15 protein-coding genes are annotated in these 17,956 nt (G+C 65.0%); 4 read left to right on the top strand and 11 right to left on the bottom strand.

The genetic code is table 11. The features are described from left to right. Both K7I12_RS16100 and K7I12_RS16095 read right to left on the bottom strand, forming a co-directional pair. Nucleotides 1-848, bottom strand: an 848-nt coding sequence (locus K7I12_RS16100) for an IS66 family transposase (RefSeq protein WP_231664673.1), incomplete at its 3' end; no start/stop codon positions are given. A gap of 121 nt (nucleotides 849-969) precedes the next feature. Next, nucleotides 970-1,545 (bottom strand): manganese efflux pump MntP, encoded by a 576-nt coding sequence (locus K7I12_RS16095; protein WP_031384527.1) that lies wholly within the window; start codon nucleotides 1,543-1,545, stop codon nucleotides 970-972. A 446-nt stretch (nucleotides 1,546-1,991) separates the two neighbouring features. Between K7I12_RS16095 and cra the strand changes: the two genes are divergently transcribed. From cra to K7I12_RS16080, 3 genes are all read left to right on the top strand, one after another. Further along, on the top strand, nucleotides 1,992-2,975 hold the full coding sequence (cra, locus tag K7I12_RS16090; protein WP_031384529.1) for a catabolite repressor/activator: 984 nt from the start codon (nucleotides 1,992-1,994) through the stop codon (nucleotides 2,973-2,975). Nucleotides 2,976-3,062: 87 nt separating this feature from the next. Beyond that, nucleotides 3,063-3,743 (top strand): phosphoribosyltransferase, encoded by a 681-nt coding sequence (locus K7I12_RS16085; RefSeq protein ID WP_051907510.1) that lies wholly within the window; start codon nucleotides 3,063-3,065, stop codon nucleotides 3,741-3,743. An 81-nt stretch (nucleotides 3,744-3,824) separates the two neighbouring features. Continuing rightward, nucleotides 3,825-5,753 (top strand): alkaline phosphatase D family protein, encoded by a 1,929-nt coding sequence (locus K7I12_RS16080; protein ID WP_031384531.1) that lies wholly within the window; start codon nucleotides 3,825-3,827, stop codon nucleotides 5,751-5,753. A gap of 4 nt (nucleotides 5,754-5,757) precedes the next feature. Here K7I12_RS16080 and K7I12_RS16075 read toward each other — a convergent pair whose 3' ends face one another. From K7I12_RS16075 to K7I12_RS16035, 9 genes are all read right to left on the bottom strand, one after another. Next, entirely contained in the window at nucleotides 5,758-7,941 is a 2,184-nt protein-coding gene (locus K7I12_RS16075) for an ATP-binding protein (protein WP_231664672.1), read from the bottom strand. A 33-nt stretch (nucleotides 7,942-7,974) separates the two neighbouring features. Then, entirely contained in the window at nucleotides 7,975-8,484 is a 510-nt protein-coding gene (locus K7I12_RS16070; RefSeq protein ID WP_031384533.1) for an oxidoreductase, read from the bottom strand. 85 nt (nucleotides 8,485-8,569) lie between these two features. Continuing rightward, complete coding sequence (locus K7I12_RS16065; RefSeq protein ID WP_031384534.1) at nucleotides 8,570-8,998, bottom strand: universal stress protein; 429 nt, start codon at nucleotides 8,996-8,998, stop codon at nucleotides 8,570-8,572. 21 nt (nucleotides 8,999-9,019) lie between these two features. Further along, nucleotides 9,020-11,617 carry a TRAP transporter permease gene (locus K7I12_RS16060; protein WP_231664671.1) on the bottom strand — a complete coding sequence of 866 codons (2,598 nt, stop codon included), beginning with the start codon at nucleotides 11,615-11,617 and terminating at the stop codon, nucleotides 9,020-9,022. 170 nt (nucleotides 11,618-11,787) lie between these two features. After that, nucleotides 11,788-12,759 carry a TAXI family TRAP transporter solute-binding subunit gene (locus tag K7I12_RS16055; protein WP_231664670.1) on the bottom strand — a complete coding sequence of 324 codons (972 nt, stop codon included), beginning with the start codon at nucleotides 12,757-12,759 and terminating at the stop codon, nucleotides 11,788-11,790. 400 nt (nucleotides 12,760-13,159) lie between these two features. Further along, nucleotides 13,160-14,455, bottom strand: coding sequence for a TRAP transporter large permease (locus tag K7I12_RS16050; protein ID WP_231664669.1), 1,296 nt, complete (start codon nucleotides 14,453-14,455; stop codon nucleotides 13,160-13,162). Further along, complete coding sequence (locus K7I12_RS16045; protein ID WP_231664668.1) at nucleotides 14,445-14,924, bottom strand: TRAP transporter small permease; 480 nt, start codon at nucleotides 14,922-14,924, stop codon at nucleotides 14,445-14,447. The genes K7I12_RS16050 and K7I12_RS16045 overlap by 11 nt, the downstream gene beginning before the upstream one ends. Before the next feature lie 63 nt (nucleotides 14,925-14,987). Beyond that, entirely contained in the window at nucleotides 14,988-15,995 is a 1,008-nt protein-coding gene (locus tag K7I12_RS16040; protein WP_231664667.1) for a DctP family TRAP transporter solute-binding subunit, read from the bottom strand. A gap of 222 nt (nucleotides 15,996-16,217) precedes the next feature. Further along, on the bottom strand, nucleotides 16,218-16,673 hold the full coding sequence (locus K7I12_RS16035) for a DUF192 domain-containing protein (RefSeq protein WP_231664666.1): 456 nt from the start codon (nucleotides 16,671-16,673) through the stop codon (nucleotides 16,218-16,220). 187 nt (nucleotides 16,674-16,860) lie between these two features. On the opposite strand from K7I12_RS16035, the gene K7I12_RS16030 reads away from it, so the two are divergent. Next, nucleotides 16,861-17,763, top strand: coding sequence for a DMT family transporter (locus K7I12_RS16030; protein WP_051907512.1), 903 nt, complete (start codon nucleotides 16,861-16,863; stop codon nucleotides 17,761-17,763). The last annotated feature ends 193 nt before the right edge of the window (nucleotides 17,764-17,956 follow it).

The following is a 17,956-nucleotide window of genomic DNA, read 5'->3' as shown; positions in this document are numbered from 1 at the left end:
TGATCATGCACCAGCACGCCACACACGAAGGGCAATACGCCGATGGCATCCATCGCCTCCTGGCCGCGCTTGGGATGCGGGGCCAACCAGGTCAGGGCGTCATTGGAGGCACTGTGCAGCCAGTAACGCTTGCCGCCCACCTGCATCCCGGTTTCATCGGCATGCACGGTGGGCGCTTGGCGTAGCGCCGGGACCACCCACTCGGCGAACGCCTCGGCCCGCTGGTAGGCCTCCTGGTTGAAGGCGAACAGCGTGCCGGTGCTCAACGACAGGCCACACTGCGAGGTGAGCAGCTCCCGAATGCGCGCATAGGGCAGCAGCTGGTACTGCGAGAGATAGACCGCGTGTGCCTTGAGGCGCGGCCCATACTGGATGGGCCGCGTCACACCCTCGGGGAATGGCGCCACATGGCGCTGCCCCTGGTCATCTTCCACTATCTCGGCCTGGTACTCGGTGACCACGGCCTGGATCACGATGTCCTGCACCTGGCGGGTCTCGACGCCAATGCTGCGATAGGTGCGCCCTGTAGGCAGATGCCGACGATCGACGCGGAGCTTGACCACCTCGTCGGGGTTCGTCACCGGCGCCAACGTCTTGCCCGCATGCCCTGGCTGCCCACCGGGACGGCGTTCGCCTTTGGCGCGCGAGCGGCGCTGGCGGTTGGGATCCTGGGACGGTGGCTTGCTGCTGTTGCGGCTGCCGGTGGCCAACCGGTCGGCCATGAGCTTGACCAGCAGCATCAGCACGTCGATGGCGGCACGCAGCGACGGGGAGACCGTGCGGTCTTCCTTGAGCTGCTGCCGGACCCGTTCCAGGGCCTCGTCGACGTTGATGTCGCTGATGGTCATGTCACCGCATGGCGTAGTGGTATCTCGGGACACCATGCCAGAGAAATCAGCTGGTTGGCGACCCTAATTCAGAACCACCTGAATAGTTACAATTCTTATTCCCGGACAAGCCTTCAGTCTATCATCCGACCACGGATACGTAGGCGATCCATGTGCCTATGCCGATCAGGACAAGGCCACCAACGATCTCCGCCCGCTTACCAACCAGCGAGCCTATAGCCCGCCCAAGCATGATACCGATCGTGACCATCAGTGTTGTTGCCAAGCCGATTATTGCAGCTGCAACAAGGATGTTGACGTCGGTAAAAGCCAAGGTAATACCAACCGCCATCGCATCGATGCTCGTGGCAATAGCCGTAAGCGCTAGAAAAGGCACAGATTTCGACCCGGCATCCTTTTTCTCGTCCTCCGGCTCCCCCCCATCCGACTTGAGTCCCTTATAAATCATGGAGAGACCGAGCATGCTCAACAGAGCAAAGGCGACCCAATGATCCCAGTTCGAAACCAGCCTATTGGCAGCCATCCCCAGTCCCCAGCCAATCACAGGAGTGATCGCTTCGACCGTTCCGAAAATAATGCCAATACGCAGCGCTTCAACCAGGTGAGTTCGCCCGAGCGAAACGCCTCTGCCTATCGACGCAGCGAAGGCATCGGTCGACATTGCAAACGCCAAACCTACTAGAGAAAGAAAATTCATAAGCTCACTGCTGGTTAAGCGGCTTTACCTGTCCCGCAAGGCAGGCTGAATCCGGCTATCGGCAAGGAGAGGAAAACCATAGGCTTCATGCCAGGAATTTGCAATAAGCTATTGAAAATAAAGAATAAAAAATACCATGGTTAAGCAACCGAGTCGGCGTTAATCAGATTAAGGGGGGTTGATTGTTAGAATCCTGGTTGCATTACGCCAAGTTCGGCGGCGCGATGATGCCATCGGTTACGTGAGGATCGTGCTGCTGGTCGACGCGAGATCAAGCACAGCCGCTGGCCACGCTGTACCCTCAATAGCCAGCTCAAGGCGCTGTGGCATGCACCCAGTGAAGCCGCGTTTACCGGCAAAATACGATGAACCTAAAATGAATCTGGCGTTGTGCGCGTCTATGCCACGACCCTCGCCCGGGTTATCAACCATCGACAGGACGACCAATGACTCTCGCTGAAATAGCCCGGCTCGCCGGGGTGTCGCGCACCACCGCCAGCTACGTGATCAACGGCAAGGCCGAGGAGCGCCGCATCAGCCGCGAAACGGTCGAGCGGGTGATGGCGATGGTCGAGCGTCACCAGTACCGGGTCGATGCCCAGGCCGCCGCATTGCGCCGCGGTCAGAGCCGCACCCTGGGGCTGATCATCCCCGACCTGGAGAACGCCAGTTACGCGCGACTCGCCAAGCGTCTCGAGCGCGGCGCCCGCGATCAGGGCTACCAACTGCTGATCGCCGGCTCCGACGACGATGCCGACACCGAGCGCGACCTGGCCTTGGCGCTGCGCGCGCAGCGCTGTCAGGCGCTGATCGTGGCGAGTAGTTTGGCCTCCGACGACCCTTTCTATCGCGAGCTGATGGCTGGCGGCCTACCGGTGATCGCCGTGGATCGCGCCCTCGACCCGTCGCACTTCGTGTGCATCTTGAGCCACAACGCGACCGCGGCCGAAGCGCTGACCCGCTCGCTGCTCGACGAGCGGGTACGGCACATCGTGCTGTTCGATGCCGTCGAAGCGCTGTCGATCACTCGCGAACGGCGTCAGGGCTTCCAGCGCGCCCTGGCGGGACACCCCTGCGAGGCATCCATCCGTACCGGTGAACGTTACGACCGGGCCGACGGCGCGCGACTGATGCAGCGGCTCATCGACGAGGACGGGCTGCCCGACGCCCTGGTCACCGCTTCCTATACTCTGCTCGACGGCGCACTCGACGTGCTGCTCGCCAATGGCGGCCTGTCGGCATCGCTGCGCCTGGCCACCTTCGGCGACGACCGGCTGCTCGACTTCCTGCCGCAACCGGTCAACTCGTTGCCGCAGGACCATGCGCGGATCGTCGAGCTGACGCTGGCCCGGGCGATCGCCGCGACACGCGGCGACTATAAGCCCGGCGCCGAGATGGTCGAGCGTACGCTGCGCTATCGGCGTGCCTGACAGTCTGTCGGGTACGCTTCGCTGGCCAGATCGGCGACCGACGGCCACGCTATAGGCATGGCAACCACACTGGTTAGCGGAGGCAGCATGACCGACCTTCCCTTTCGTGACGAGCGTACCGAACTCCCCCTGCGCGACCGCCATGATGCCGGGGACCGGCTCGCCGCGCGCCTCCGGCGGCAGAGCTATCGCCACCCGCTGATCATCGGTCTGCCGCGTGGCGGCGTTCCGGTGGCGGCGCGGATCGCACAAGCCTTGAAGGCGCCACTCGAGGTGCTGATCGTGCGCAAGCTGGGGGTGCCGGGGCATGAGGAATTCGCCATGGGCGCGCTGGCCAGTGGCGACGTCAGCGTGCTCGACGAAGCGCTGATCGAGCGCCTGGCGATCGACGCTCGCGCCCTGCAGCGCGTCGTCGATCGCGAGCGCGACGAACTCGAGCGCCGCGAAGCGCGCTATCGCGGCGAGCGGCCGTTTCCGTCACTCGCCGGGCGCGACGTGGTGCTGGTCGACGACGGCATCGCCACCGGCTCGACGATGCGCGCGGCACTTCGCGCGGTACGCAAGCTGGGTGCCGAGCGCTGCATTCTGGCGGTCCCGGTGGCACCCGCCGACTCCCTCGCCTCGCTGAGCCGCGAGGCCGATGACGTCGTCTGCCTGGCCACGCCGGAGAATTTCAGCGCGGTCGGTCAATGGTATTGGCGCTTCGAGCAAACCGACGACGAGGAAGTGCGGGCCTGCCTCGCCGAACAGGCCTACCCCGAGGCGTAGCGATTGCCGGCGCACGGGCATGGCCAGTGACCGCGCGGGCCGGTAAGCTGGCATCACCACCGCCAACGATGCCACCCCTGCATGGACGACCGCCCCACGCCAGCCCCCGACACCCGCGACGCATTGCCCGAGGTGCTGGCCGGCCCATTGCTGCGCCGGCTGGAACCCTGCCGCGTGGTGCTGTGGCTGGCCACCAGCCGCAAGCTGGAACTCACCCTGACGCTCCATCCGCCCGATGGCCGACCGATCGAGGTCGGCCTCGATTCGGCGCATCGTCAGCAGCTTAGCGTGGGTCGGCACGCCGTGATCCAGCTGATCGACGTCAGCCTGGAGACCCCGCTGCCCGGCGATACGTTGATCGGTTATGACCTGCGGATAGCCGACGGGCACTCCGCCGGCACAGGCATTGCCGACTGGGCGCCGCACCTGCTCTATCCCGGTCAGCAGCGCCCGGCGTTCGTCGTCAAGTCGCGCATCGATGCACTGCTGCACGGCTCCTGCCGACGGCCGCATCACCCTGGCGAGGATGGCCTGGCGCGTGCCGATGCCTGGCTCGAGCCGCAGCATGACCGGGCCGAAGCGCGTCCCGCGCTAGTGATGCTGAGTGGCGATCAGATCTACGCCGACGATGTCGCCGGGCCGATGCTGGTGGCCATCCATGCGCTGATCGCTCGGCTGGGGCTGGTTGGCGAGACTCTCGAGGGCGCAGTGGTGGCCGACAGCGATGCACTGTACGCCGCCCCCGAGAGCTACTATCGCCGCGAGCGGCTGCTGCCCGAGTTCGAATCCAACGAGGCGTTGCGCGAGCGCTTCTTCGGCGGCGTGAAAAAGCCCATCTTCACCACCGCCAGCGCCGCCAACCATCTGATCACCTTCGCTGAAATCCTGGCCATGTACCTGCTGGTATTCTCGCCGGTGCCGTGGCGGCTGATCGCCCCCGCCACGCCGGCGCTAGGCGCCAAGGACGCCGCGCGCTACGCCGACGAGGCCGCGATCATCGACGCTTTCGCCGAGCAACTGCCGGCGGTCGCCCGGGTCATGGCCCAGTTGCCGACGTTGATGATCTTCGACGATCACGACATCACCGACGACTGGAATCTGACCGCCGCCTGGGAAGAGACCGCCTACGGCAACCCCTTCTCGCGACGCATCATCGGCAACGCGCTGCTCGCCTACCTGCTCTGCCAGGGTTGGGGCAACGACCCCGACCGCCTGGCGATGCCGCTGAGCGCGCTTACCGAGCTGTTCGAACGGGTCGCCGAGGAGCGCCTGCCGGCCGCTCGCCAGGATGCGCTGATCAGCGAACTGCTGCAGTTGGGCGACTGGGGATACACCTTGGCCAGCCAACCCAAACTGGTGGTGCTCGATACGCGCACCCGACGCTGGCGCAGCGAACGCGCGCGTCACCGGCCGTCGGGGCTGATGGACTGGGAGGCGTTGACCGACTTCCAGCAGGATCTGCTCGACGAGCCCACGGTCATCGTGGTGTCACCGGCGCCGGTGTTCGGCGTCAAGCTGATCGAGGGGGTCCAGCGGCTGTTCACGTTGTTCGGCAAGCCGCTGCTGGTGGATGCCGAGAACTGGATGGCCCATCGCGGCGCGGCGAGCGTGATTCTGAATATCTTTCGGCATACCCGCACCCCGCGGCACTACACGATCCTCTCCGGCGACGTGCATTATTCGTTCGTCTATCGGGTACGCCTGCGCGCCCGCCAGCAGGGCCCCGACATCTGGCAGATCACCAGCAGCGGCATCAAGAACAGCTTTCCCGATACCCTGCTCGACTGGTTCGATCGCCTCAACCGTTGGCTGTACGCGCCCTGGTCGCCCCTCAACTGGTTCACCAAGCGGCGCCGGATGCGCGTCCAGCCTCTGACGCCCGATCGCGCCAAGGCCGGCGAGCGGCTGTGGAACGGCGCGGGCATCGGTTATGTGCGCTTCGACGCCGAAGGCCGACCCAGCGAGATGAGCCAGTTGGGCAGCGACGGGCTCGACACGCGCTTTCGCTGATGCGTCAGGTCGTTGCGTCCAGGCGCTCCAGCGCCTCCAGCGTGTCGCCCAGCGCCGCCGCGATCGCCGTCACCCGCAGGCGGCGATCGGCGACGTCGAGGTGGATCGCGTCGCGCTCGAGCGCCGTCGCCATCGTCGTCACCCGGTTGAGTCCCAGCCCGCTCGACTCGCCCTTGAGACGATGCGCCTGCTCGGCCAGCGTCATGCCATCGCCGCTCACCGCCGCGTCGAGCTCGGCCAGGCGTTCGGGCACCTGTTGCCGGTAGAGCTGCACCAGTTCATCGACCATCTTCGAACCCAAGGCGCTTTTGATCTCGGCCAGCACCTCGGGGTCGATCAGCGCCTCGTCCAAGCTGCCGGGGTCGGTGGCGTTGATGGCTGGTTGCCACGTTTCCGGCGTTGCCGTCAGGAAGCGGTTCAGCATCCGCTCGAGCTGGCCGGGCAGTACCGGCTTGGTCAGGTAATCGTTGAGGCCCGCCGCCAGGGCGCGCTCGCGGACGCCATCGAGCACCCCGGCGGTCATCGCCACGATCGGCACTTCGGCCCGGGCGCCGCCCGCGGCGCGAATCTCGCGAGTGGCCTCGATGCCGTCCAGCTCGGGCATCTGCATGTCCATGAAGATCAGATCATAGTCGCCGGCCAGCGCCCGGGACACGGCCAGCCGACCGTTCTCGGCGACATCGATCTCGAGGCCGAAGCGCTCGAGCAGCGCGATCGCCACCCGCCGGTTGACGGCATTGTCCTCGGCGATTAGCACCCGGCCATGGAACGGCGTCTCGCCGAGCGGCGGGAAGGGAAGCCGCGACGGCGCCTGCACGGCCAGCGTCTCGGCACGCGGCAGCGGTACTTCGAACCAGAAACGGCTGCCCTGATTGGGCTGACTGACGAAGCCGATGGTGCCTCCCATGGCGTTGACCAGGCGCTTGCAGATCGCCAGGCCCAGCCCGGTGCCGCCGTAGTGCCGCGCCGTGGAGACGTCGCCCTGGCGGAATGGCTCGAACAGCGTCGACTGACGCGATTCGGCAATGCCGCATCCGCTATCGCTGACCGTGAAACGCACCCGCCCCGCCCCGCCGGGCGCTGCCGACAACACGACCTCGCCACGCGTGGTGAACTTGAGCGCATTGGACACCAGATTGAGCAGTACCTGGCGCAGCCGACCGGGGTCGCCCATCAACTGGGCGGGAACGCCCGGCTCGATGCGCCATTCAAGCTTCACCGGCAGGCCCTCCACGCGCGGCGCGAGCAACTGCACGACGCTGCCGATGCAGCGTTCGAGATCGAAGGCTTCGATTTCAAGTTCGAGCCGCCCGGCCTCGATCTTGGAGAAATCGAGAATGTCGTTGATCAGGCTGAGCAGAATCTCGGCGCTCTCGTGGATGGTCAGCGCATAATGCCGCGACTGAGCGTCGCGCTGACGCTCCATCAATAGCGCGCTCATGCCGATCACGCCGTTGAGCGGGGTGCGTATCTCGTGACTGACCACCGCCAGGAAGTCCGACTTCGCGCGACTCGCCGATTCGGCGCGGTGCGCGGTGACTTCGAGTTCGCGGCTGAGCACCTCCAGGGTGCGCCGAGAGGCGTCGTTGGCACGCGCCTCCTGAAACAACAAGCGCACCACGATGACGGTCGCCAGGCTCATCAGCATGATCAGCGCCAGTAGCGCCGTATACAGCTGGAACATGGTCTCCCGAGCCGCGGTCTTGGTCCGGGCAAAGTGCTCGTTGATCGCCATCACCAGTCGCTGAGTGCTATCGCCGAGCGCCTGGAGACCCGCCTGCAAGCGCTCGACGGCGGCGGCATCGAGGCCAGCGAGACGCTGCATGTCGTCGTCGAGTGCCTCGATCTGATCGAGAACCGGCTCGACAAGCCCTTGCACCCTGGGAATCGAGCGAATCAGCTCGGCGATCTGACCATCGCGCAGCAGATAGGAGCGGCTGTACAACAGGTCGAAACTCAATTGCAGCTCGTCGAGCGCCGGGGGTGAGCCGTACTCGCTGCGCAATAGCTGGTTGCGCAGCTCGATGGTTTCGCGGTCGAGCTTGTAGGCGACCCAGGCGGCATCGCTGCCGATCGTCGGCACCAGGCTGCCCTGGCCCCGGAAGATCAGGCTGACGACCACCAGCGCAGCAACGAAAAAGAACACCGCCGCCGCCGTGGCCCACTTGAGCCGTAATGGATAGCGCACGCTACTGCCCTCGACTCGACGGGTACATGCCGTTCATCGAATCTCGATGCTGGCGACCTGCCAGACGCTGCGAAAGCGGATCTTCTCGGTTTGTAGCTCGGGTTGCTGGTCGAACGGGTAGAGAATGAAGAGCGGCCCGAAGTCACGCACCGTCAGGCGCTTTGCGTCGCGCATCATCGCCAGAATGACATCGTATTTGATGAAATCGCTGACCGGGATCTCGGCGACGAAGTCGTTGAGCGCCTTGACGATCAACGAGTCGCCTTGCGCCCCGACCGCCTCGAGCAGGTCGCGCCCCAGCGGCCCCGAGAATTGCGAGACGCCCTCGGTCCAGGGGGTTCGCGTCGCCACGGTATGCATGCCCAGTGCCTTGAGCATCGCGGCGTCGAAGACCGCGGCGTCACCGACATTGGTATGGCTGAGCTTGCCGGTCACGCTGAGGATCACCCGCCCCTCGGGAACCGGCAACGGCGTATCCGCCCAGAGCGATGTCGGCACCACCATCAGCAGCTTGAACAGTGTCAGGGACAGGAAATGGCGCATGGTTGAACCTCTCATCGAAGCGCGTGCTTCACTTATGAGGGCTTGCCACGTCCTGTTTGCTTGCCCGATTCAACATTCAGACCTACTAACGTACCACCATCACGGAAATGCCAGCGTGACGAACGACATGCTCGGCATTCGGTCCCAGTATCCAGTCGGCCAGCTTGCGCCTGTTATGCGAGGCCATGACGATCAAATCGCCGCCGACCGAGCGCACCGACTCGATGATGCCTTCGTAGGGCGAGCCATCGGCGATGACGCAGCGGGCCTGCACGTCGTCAGGGACGTGTTCGGCGACGAAGCGATGCTGGGCATCGGCGAGCGCCTGGCGCGCCTTGTCGCTGAAATCGGCCGGGAAGAAGCTGCCGACCAGCGGCATGTGGTAATCGGGCAACACGGTCACGACATGCAACGTGGCGCCGAAGGTGCGGCACAGCGCCAGCGCCGTGGGCAGGGCGCGCTCCCATGAAGCCGGCTCGTTCATGTCGACGGGCAAAACGATCTTCTGATACATGCGACGATCCTCCTTGGCCGGCTAGGCAGCCGATACGGCATTGGTCGATGACGCGCCTCGGCGACGCCTCTGCAAGAGCACGATGAGGATGAAGATCGCCAGCGCCGGCACCCATATCCATTCCTTGGCCAGGCGCCCGTCTTCCGGCACCTGGACCGAGACGATCTGCTGGTCGAAGTCGAAGCCAAGCTCCTTGGCCGGGCTGCCGAACGTCGTCATGTCGACCAGCGTCTCGCCGTCCTGCTGCATCAGCATCAGGCCCAGGTTGTCCATCCGCTCGCTCGGAGTCGCGCCCGGCTGATACGGCACGCGAACGAAGAAGCTGACCGGGTCGCCGTAGTCGTTAAGCCCGGCCACTTCGACACGCAGACTCCCACCCTCATCGAGACTGCCCAGCGCCTGCTCGAACTGCGCCGTCGGCACGTTGCGATAGGGATCGTCGAGCATGTCCATCCAGAACCCCGGGCGGAACAGCGCAAACGCCACGACCAGCAGCAGCAGACTCTCGTACCAGCGGTTCCTGACCAGCATGAAGCCCTGGGTCGCGGCCGCGAAGATCAGCATCGCCACCGTGGCGGTGACGAAGATCAACAGGCCGTGCCAGAGATCGACATTGATCAGCAACAGGTCGGTGTTGAAGATGAACAGGAACGGCAGGGCTGCGGTGCGCAAGCTGTAGTAGAAGGCCTGGAAGCCGGTGCGTATCGGATCGCCGCCCGACACCGCCGCCGCTGCGAACGAAGCCAGTCCCACCGGCGGCGTGACGTCGGCCATGATCCCGAAATAGAACACGAACAGGTGCACCGCGATCAGCGGCACCAGCAGTCCGTTCTGCTGCCCCAGGGTGACGATGACCGGAGCCAGCAAGGCCGACACCACGATGTAGTTGGCGGTGGTCGGCAGCCCCATGCCGAGAATCAGGCTGAGTACCGCTGTCAGCAGCAGCATCAGGAACAAGCTGCCCATCGACAGGGTCTCGACGAGTTCCGCGAGTACCAGGCCGACCCCGGTCTGCGAGACCGCACCGACGATGATTCCGGCCGCCGCGGTGGCGATACCGATGCCGATCATGTTACGCGCGCCGTTGACCAGGCCCTCCCAGAGATCCTGGAACCCGGCGCGAATGTCAGCCGCCATGTCGCTGCGCCCACGGAAGATCGCGATCAGCGGTCGCTGGGTGACGATGATGATTATCATCAGCACGGTCGCCCAGAAAGCCGACAGTCCCGGCGACAGGCGTTCGATCATCAGACACCAGACCAGCACGATCACCGGCAGAATGTAATGCAGGCCAACCATCAACGTGGGTCGGGTCTGAGGCAGCACGATCGCTTCGTTGGGGTCGTCCTCCTCGAGCTCGGGATAACGCGCGCTGACCTTGAGCAACGCCACGTAGACGAGCATCAGCACGACCGCCACCACCCACGGCGTGGCCTCGCCGAGCACCGGCTTCAGCCAGCCCAGGCCATAGTAGACGACGAACGACAGCGCCATTAGCCCGATCAGCCCGGTCAAAAAGCCGATCACCTTGCTGAGCAACGGCTTGACCGGATTGTTGCTCTTCAAGCCCTGCATGCCGGCCTTGAGCGCTTCCAGATGAACGATGTAGATCAGTGCGATGTAGGAGATCAAGGCGGGCAGGAAGGCATGCTTGATGACCTCGACATAGGAGATGCCCACGTACTCGACCATCAGGAAGGCAGCAGCGCCCATCACCGGCGGCATGATCTGCCCATTGACCGACGAAGCCACCTCGACGGCGCCGGCCTTCTCGGCCGAAAAGCCCACGCGCTTCATCATCGGTACGGTGAAGGTGCCGGTCGTCACCACGTTGGCGATCGACGAGCCGGAGATCAGCCCGGTCATGCCCGAAGCGACCACGGCCGCCTTGGCCGGCCCGCCGCGGTAGTGACCGAGCATCGAAAACGCCAGCTTGATGAAATAGTTGCCGGCACCGGCCTTGTCGAGCAAGGCGCCAAACAGCACGAACAGGAACACGAAACTGGTCGACACGCCCAGCGCGATGCCGAACACACCCTGGGTGGTGATCCACTGATGGTTGGCCAGTCCTTCAAGACTGACGCCCTGATGCGCCAGCATGGCCGGCATGTAGGGGCCAGCCAGCGAGTAGACGAGAAACACGATGGCCACGATCATCAGCGGAGGGCCCAATGCACGCCGCGTTGCCTCGAGCAGCAACACGATCCCTGTCACGGCGACGATCACGTCCTGCAGGATCGGCGCACCGGGGCGTTGGGCGAGCTGTTCGTAGAATACATACAGATAGGCCGCGGTAGCTGCCGCGACCAGCGCCAGTACCCAGTCGATCGCCGGCACCCGATCCCGCGGCGAGCGCTTGAACGCCGGATAGGCCATGTAGGCCAGGAACATGGCAAAGGCCAGATGAATCGACCGCGACTCGGTGGCACTGAACACCCCGAAGCCGACCATGAACGGCAATGGCGAGGCGATCCACAGCTGAAACAGGGACCAGGCAGCCGCCGTGCCCAACATAATACGATTGGGTGTCCCGGCCAGTTTGCGCGATCCGGTATCGCTGGAGGCAACCAGATCGTCCAGCTCGTTCGAACTGGCCGCAGGCTTGTTTCTTTCAGCCATGTAGAGTGCCCTGTCATTCGAGAGAAGCCAGCCAGCGGCGCAACACGCCCTGGCTGACACTGGCTTCAAGTGTAGGCCGCCGCGAGGGCGCAGCGGCCCGCAACAATCAACGATGCGCGACCCCCTTTCGGGTGGCCGCGCATCAGCTCATCGCAGGAGGTCTCGAGGATTTATTCGATCCAGCCCTGTTCCTTGTAGTAACGCGCTGCGCCTTCATGCAAAGGTGCGGACAGCCCCTTGCTGATCATCTCTTCGGGCTTGAGGTTGGCAAATGCCGGATGCAGCTTCTTGAAGCGATCGAAGTTCTCGAATACCGACTTGACGGTCTGATAGACGGTGTCGGCGTCGGTGTCGGCGTCGGTCACCACGGTCGCCATCACGCCGAAGGTCTTGACGTCGTCGGGGTTGCCCTTGTACAGGCCGCCGGGGATCGTGACCGTTGAGTAGTACGGGTACTTCTCGACCAGCGAATCGACCGCCTCGCCGTCGAGCGGCACCAGGTTGGCATCCACGGTGGTGGTGGCTTCCTGGATGGAGCCGTTGGGATGGCCGACCACGTAGACCATGGCGTCGATGTTGTTATCGGCCAACGCGGAAGCCTGCTCGGCGGCGGTCAGCTCGGAAGCCAGCGAATAGACGCTGTTGTCCCAGCCCTTGGCGTCCATCAGCACTTCCATGGTGGCGCGCTGGCCGGAGCCCGGGTTGCCGATATTGACGCGCTTGCCCTTGAGGTCATCCAGCTCGTCGATGTTGGCGTCGGCGCGGGCCAACAAGGTCAGCGGCTCGCCATGCATCGAGAATACCGAACGCAGATCCTTGAACGGTTTCTCGAAGTTACCTTCGCCGTTGTAGGCGCGATAGGCGACGTCCGACTGGGCGACGCCCATGTCCAGCTCGCCGGACTTGATGCCGTTGATGTTGGCCACTGAACCGCCGGTCGAGGGCGCGTTGCACTTGATGTTGGCCTCTTCGACCCGGTTGACCATGCGGCAGACCGACTGGCCAACGACGTAATAAACGCCGGTCTGGCCGCCGGTGCCGATGGTGAGGAAGTTCTGCTGGGCCTGAGCCGGTGCAGCGAGTGTGGCAGCACCGAGGATGGCGCCGGAAGCCATAGCGGCGGAAAGTAACTGGCGTTTCATGCAAGACACCTCATTTGGGTTGTTGTCACGTGTTCGGTCCCTGGCCAATTCATCTCGACATGGCTCATCGGACGATACCGGGCATGCTGGCAGGCGAACCGATCCTGCGCATTCGCCAAGCGCATCGACAATGACGACCGCCTGGCTGAAATAATCGTTGCCCTGTCAAGATACGCACGGTTACACAGGGCTGCAAAAGCGATCAGCGCTCGCCGGAGCACTCGGCGACACGGGTACTACGGCTGCGGCACGCCAATCTTACCCAAAGCGACCCGCGGACGACAGCCCTTTTACTGACTAAGTCGTTGAAAACGGAGTACCTTCGGTGGGCTCCAAAGCCAACGATCATGCTGCAGGCGTGAAATGCCGCGACGCCCCATCGAAACAATCAGCGCCGGGCTCACAGATTGTAGCCCAGCACCCCCGGCAGCCACAGGGCGATCTCGGGGAATAGCGCCACCGCCAGCAGCGCCGCGGCCATCGCGACGACGAAGATCAGCGCCCAGCCCAGGGTCTGCTCGAGGCGAATGCCGGCCACCTCGGTGGTCACCATCAGATTGACCGCTACCGGCGGGGTGAACTGGCCGATGGCGATGTTCATCGCCAGCAGGATACCGAACCACACCGGATTCCACTCGAAATGCTGCATCACCGGAATCAGGATCGGCATCAGGATCAGGTAGATCGAGATCGCATCGAGCAGCATGCCGGCGAGCAGCACCGCGAACATGATCAGCGCGAGCAGCACTGCGCCGTTGTCGGACAGTGCAATCAGCCACTCGGCGAGATTCCGGAAAGTACCCAGCATGGTGCCCGCCCAGGCGAAGATGCCGGCCAGCGCGATGATCAGCATCACCACCCCGGAGATGGTCGCCGCCTCGCCGAACAATCGCCATAACTCGCGCCAGTCGAGCTCGCGGGTAACAAACAGCCCCACCACCACGCCATAGGCGACCGCCACCACGGCGGCCTCGGTGGGCGTGAACAGCCCGCTGCGCAAGCCGCCGAGGATCAACACCGGGGCGAACAGCGCAGGGATCGCCTGGCGGAAGCTCTCGCCCAGCGGCGGACGCTCGACCTCGCCGGGCGTCTCCCAGCCATGCCGGCGCGACAGCCAGAACGCCGGCACCAGCAGCGCCAGGCCGGCGAGCACGCCGGGAAACAGCCCGGCGGCGAACAGCGCGCGCAGGTCGACCCCGGGCACCACGATGGAATACAGGATCAGCGCCACCGATGGCGGGATCAGGATCGCCGTCGACGCCGAGGCGGCGATCAGCGTCGCCGAGAACGGTTTCGGATAACCCGCACGGGTCATGCTCGGCAGCATCACCATCGCCACCGCGGCGGCGTCCGCCGGGCCCGAGCCGCTCATCCCGCCCATGATCAGGCACACCAGCACCGCGACCAGCGCCAGTCCGCCATGCCGCGCACCGATCAGCGCCTGGGCGAAGCGCACCAGCCGCGCGGCGACCCCGGCGCGCTCGAAGACCAGCCCGGTGAGAATGAACAGCGGTATCGCGATCAGCGGGTACTTGGCGATGCTGTTGTAGGTGTTGGTGCCCAGCGTCGCCAGCATCTCCGGCGAGAGGCCGGTGACGATGCCCACCGCGCCGGCCAGACCCAGCGAGAACGCCACCGGCACACCGGCCAGCAGCAGAAGCAGGAAGCTGGCGATCATCAAAAGATCAGCACTCATCGTCGAGCCCTCCGCGCAGGCGATCGCGAATCTGCTGGACGAGCCGCACCAGCATCGCCAGTGCCAGCAGCGGCAGCCAGACCAGGTACCACCACAGCGGCACGCCGAGCCCCGGGGACAGCGACTGCCAGTGGTATTCCTGCCAGGCCAGTTGCGTCCCGTAACCCACGATCAGCCCCAGCACGACCAGCCCCGCCAGACCCTGGAACAGGATCAGCGCGCGGCGTAGCCGGTGCGGCAGCGCGCGCTCGACCAGCGTGATGCGAATATGCCCGTTGCGCCGCACGGCCACCGCCGCGCCGGCGAAGGTCACCACCACCAGCAGGAATACCGAGAACTCCTCGGTGAAGGCGAACGAGGCGTCGGTCACGTAGCGCACCACCACGTTGGCCAGACTGATCAGCGCGATGATCATCAGCCCGAGACTCGCCAGCAGGCGCTCGAGCCGTGCATCCGGTTGCGGTTTCATGAAAGACCTCGTGACGAAGCCGGCCAGGCCAGAACGCTGGCCGGCAAACCGACAAACCCCGAATCAGCGGTTAGCGACCGCCTCGCGCGCAGCCGCGACGATCTCCTCGCCGATCTGCGGGGTCCATTCGTCATACACGCTCCGGGTCGCCTCGGCGAATGCCTGACGCTGCGCATCGCTGAGCTCGACCACCTCGACGCCGCGCGACTGGATGTCGGCCAGGCGCTGGTCGCGCTGCCCACGCGACAGCTCGATCTCCCACGCGCCGGCATCGACCGCCGCCTGACGCAGCAGTTCGCGATCCGCTTCCGGCAGCTGCTGCCAGACGGTGCGATTGACGGCGAAGATCAGCGGATCGTTCATGTAGTGCCAGAGCGTCAGGTATTTCTGGCCGACCTGGTCGATACGCGCCACGTCGAATACCGACAGCGGGTTCTCCTGACCGTCGACGGCGCCGGTGGTCAGCGCCGGCTTGGCATCGGCCCAGCTCATCTGGGTGGGATTGGCGCCCAGCGCGGTGAAGGTGTCCTGGAACAGCGGCGAGCCGACCACGCGAATCTTCAGTCCGTCGAGGCCCTCGGGCGAATCGATCGCCAGCTTGGAGTTGGAGAGCTCGCGAAAGCCGTTCTCGCCCCAGGCCAGCGGCTTGACGCCGCGCGACTCGATCGCCGCGAAGATCTGCTCGCCGGCCTCGCCGCCGGTGATCGCATCGACCGCGGCGTAGTCCGGCATCAGAAACGGCAGCGAGAACAGGTTGAGCTCGGGCACCTGCGGCGACCAGTTGATGGTCGAGCCCACCGCCATGTCGATCAGCCCTTGGCGCATCGCCGAGAACTCGCGGGTCTGGTCGCCGTTGACCAGTTGCGAGTTGGGATAGACGCGCAGAGTGATGCGTCCCTCGGAGCGCTGCTCGACCAGTTCGGCCCATTTCTCGGCCGCCTGGCCCCAGGGAAAGGCGTCCGAGAGGACCGTCGAGACCGAGTATTCGCGAGCCTGGGCGGTCAGCGCGGTGAACAGTAAAACGGCCCCTGCGAAAGCGGCAGAAAGACCGGTGAAGCGGCGTGTGATCATGATCCGAATCCTTGCATGCGCCAGCCGGCGGACCCGGCCTGGCTGATTTTATTGGCTATTCTGGGGAGCTGAGCGGCTCCCTGAGCATGCAGGTCCATTGGGGTGGGGACCCATCGCGTTCGGCTCGTGGCCGTTCGCCAGCAGCATCCGGCACGGGGTGGGTGCCGGATCGACATCGAACGTCAGCCATTGTAAAGCGCGCGCGCCCGAAAGAAACCCTCGTCATGGCAGATCGACCCGATCGCCGACTTCGATGCCCCGCGCGGCGAAATAGCCCTCGTTGACCTCGAGCGCCGCGCGAAAGGGCACTCCCGCAGGATATGTGGGGCAGTCGCTGGCCCGTTCGCCGGGACACGGCACCATGCGCTTGATGGCGCGAATCTCGCCATCGCCGCCGAGAAAGGCGATCGCCAGCGGAATCAGCGTATTGCGCATCCAGAACGCCCCCTGGGGCGATTGTTCGCGAGGATAGACGAACAGCATTCCGGCGTCGGCCGGCAACGTCTCGCGGCCCATCAGGCCACGCGCTCGCTCATGCGGCTCGCGGGCGATCTCGACCTCGAGTTCATAGCGGCGTTCGCCGCTATCGATGACCAGTCGCGCGCGCTCCAGCCCGCTGCCATCCTGCTCGGCGAGGGCCGCCGTCGTCAGGCTCGCCAGCGAGACGGCCAGTGCCATGGCCACCCGCCCTATCGTTGCGACCGCCCCGGCCGCACCGCCTCTCGCTCGTTGCCGATTACCCATTGCCGCCTCCGTTCAGTCATCCTTGCGATGGTCGCCACGCGCCTCGCCGCCACCCCACCCGTTCTTTATACTCGGGGCTCGCCCTTACGTCAGGCCTGCCACCCATACTCAGGGACACCTCGTGCCACTACGCGATCTAGCGCTCGGTCTCACCGTCATCGTCATCTGGGCGCTCAATATCATCGTCATCAAGCTCGGCGTCGCCGACATGCCGCCGCTGCTGCTGATGACGCTGCGCTTCATGCTGGTCGCGGTGCTGATCGTGCCCTTCACCCGCATCACTCGCCGCCAGCTCCCCTGGTTGCTGCTGCTCTCGGTGACCTTCGGCGGGCTGCATTTCCCGCTGTTGTTTCTGGGGCTGCGCGAGGCCGAGGCCGGCACCGGCGCGCTGCTGGTGCAGATGGGCACGCCCTTCGCCACCCTGCTCGCCGCGGCCTTCCTCAAGGAGCGCCTCGATGCGCGACGCTCGATCGGCCTGGCGCTATCGTTCGCCGGTGTGGCGATCCTCGCCGGCGGGCCGTCGCTGCCCGATGCCCTGCCCACCACCCTGCTGCTGGGCAGCGCGCTATTCTGGGCGATCTCCAATCTGTTGATCAAGGCGGCGGTGCACATTGCACCACTGACGCTGGCCGGCTGGATCGCGCTGTTCGCGATTCCCCAGGTGGCGCTGGAAAGCTGGCTGTTCGAGAACGACCAGCTGGCGGCGCTGGCGGCCGCCGGGGCGAGCGGCTGGGGCGCGGTCTTCTACACCGCGGTGATGTCGTCGATCGTCGCCTACGGGCTGTGGTACCGGCTGCTGCAGAAGCACCCGGTCAGCCGCGTCGTGCCGCTGTCGCTGCTGATGCCAGTGTTCGCGGTGATCCTCGGCGTCTGGCTGCTCGACGATTCGCTGGGCGTCAACAAGCTGGCCGGCGGCACGCTGGTTATCGCCGGGCTGGCGGTGATCAATCTGCGGTTGAGCAAGTTCCTGCCCTGGCTCGGAAAACGCTCGCGCCAGCCCGAGAACGCCCGCCCCGGCAGATAACACTGCCCACCGCTATCGCGAATGAATTAGCTCCCACCAAACCCGGGAGGCCCATTGGGCTTGGGCATTTCCTGATAGGGGTCGGGAAGGCTTCGCCTCCCCGCCCTCCGAACCGTGCGTGCGGTTCTCCCGCACACGGCTCTCCAGTCGATGGTTTCAACATCGTGATTGGCTCGCTTGCTGCCAGGCTTCG

Origin of the sequence: Halomonas sp. IOP_31 (genome assembly GCF_021151495.1) — a bacterium.
Classification (GTDB): Bacteria; Pseudomonadota; Gammaproteobacteria; order Pseudomonadales; family Halomonadaceae; genus Modicisalibacter; species Modicisalibacter zincidurans.
The sequence above is the reverse complement of the archived record's forward strand: the minus strand, read 5'-3'. Positions and strand labels throughout refer to the sequence as shown.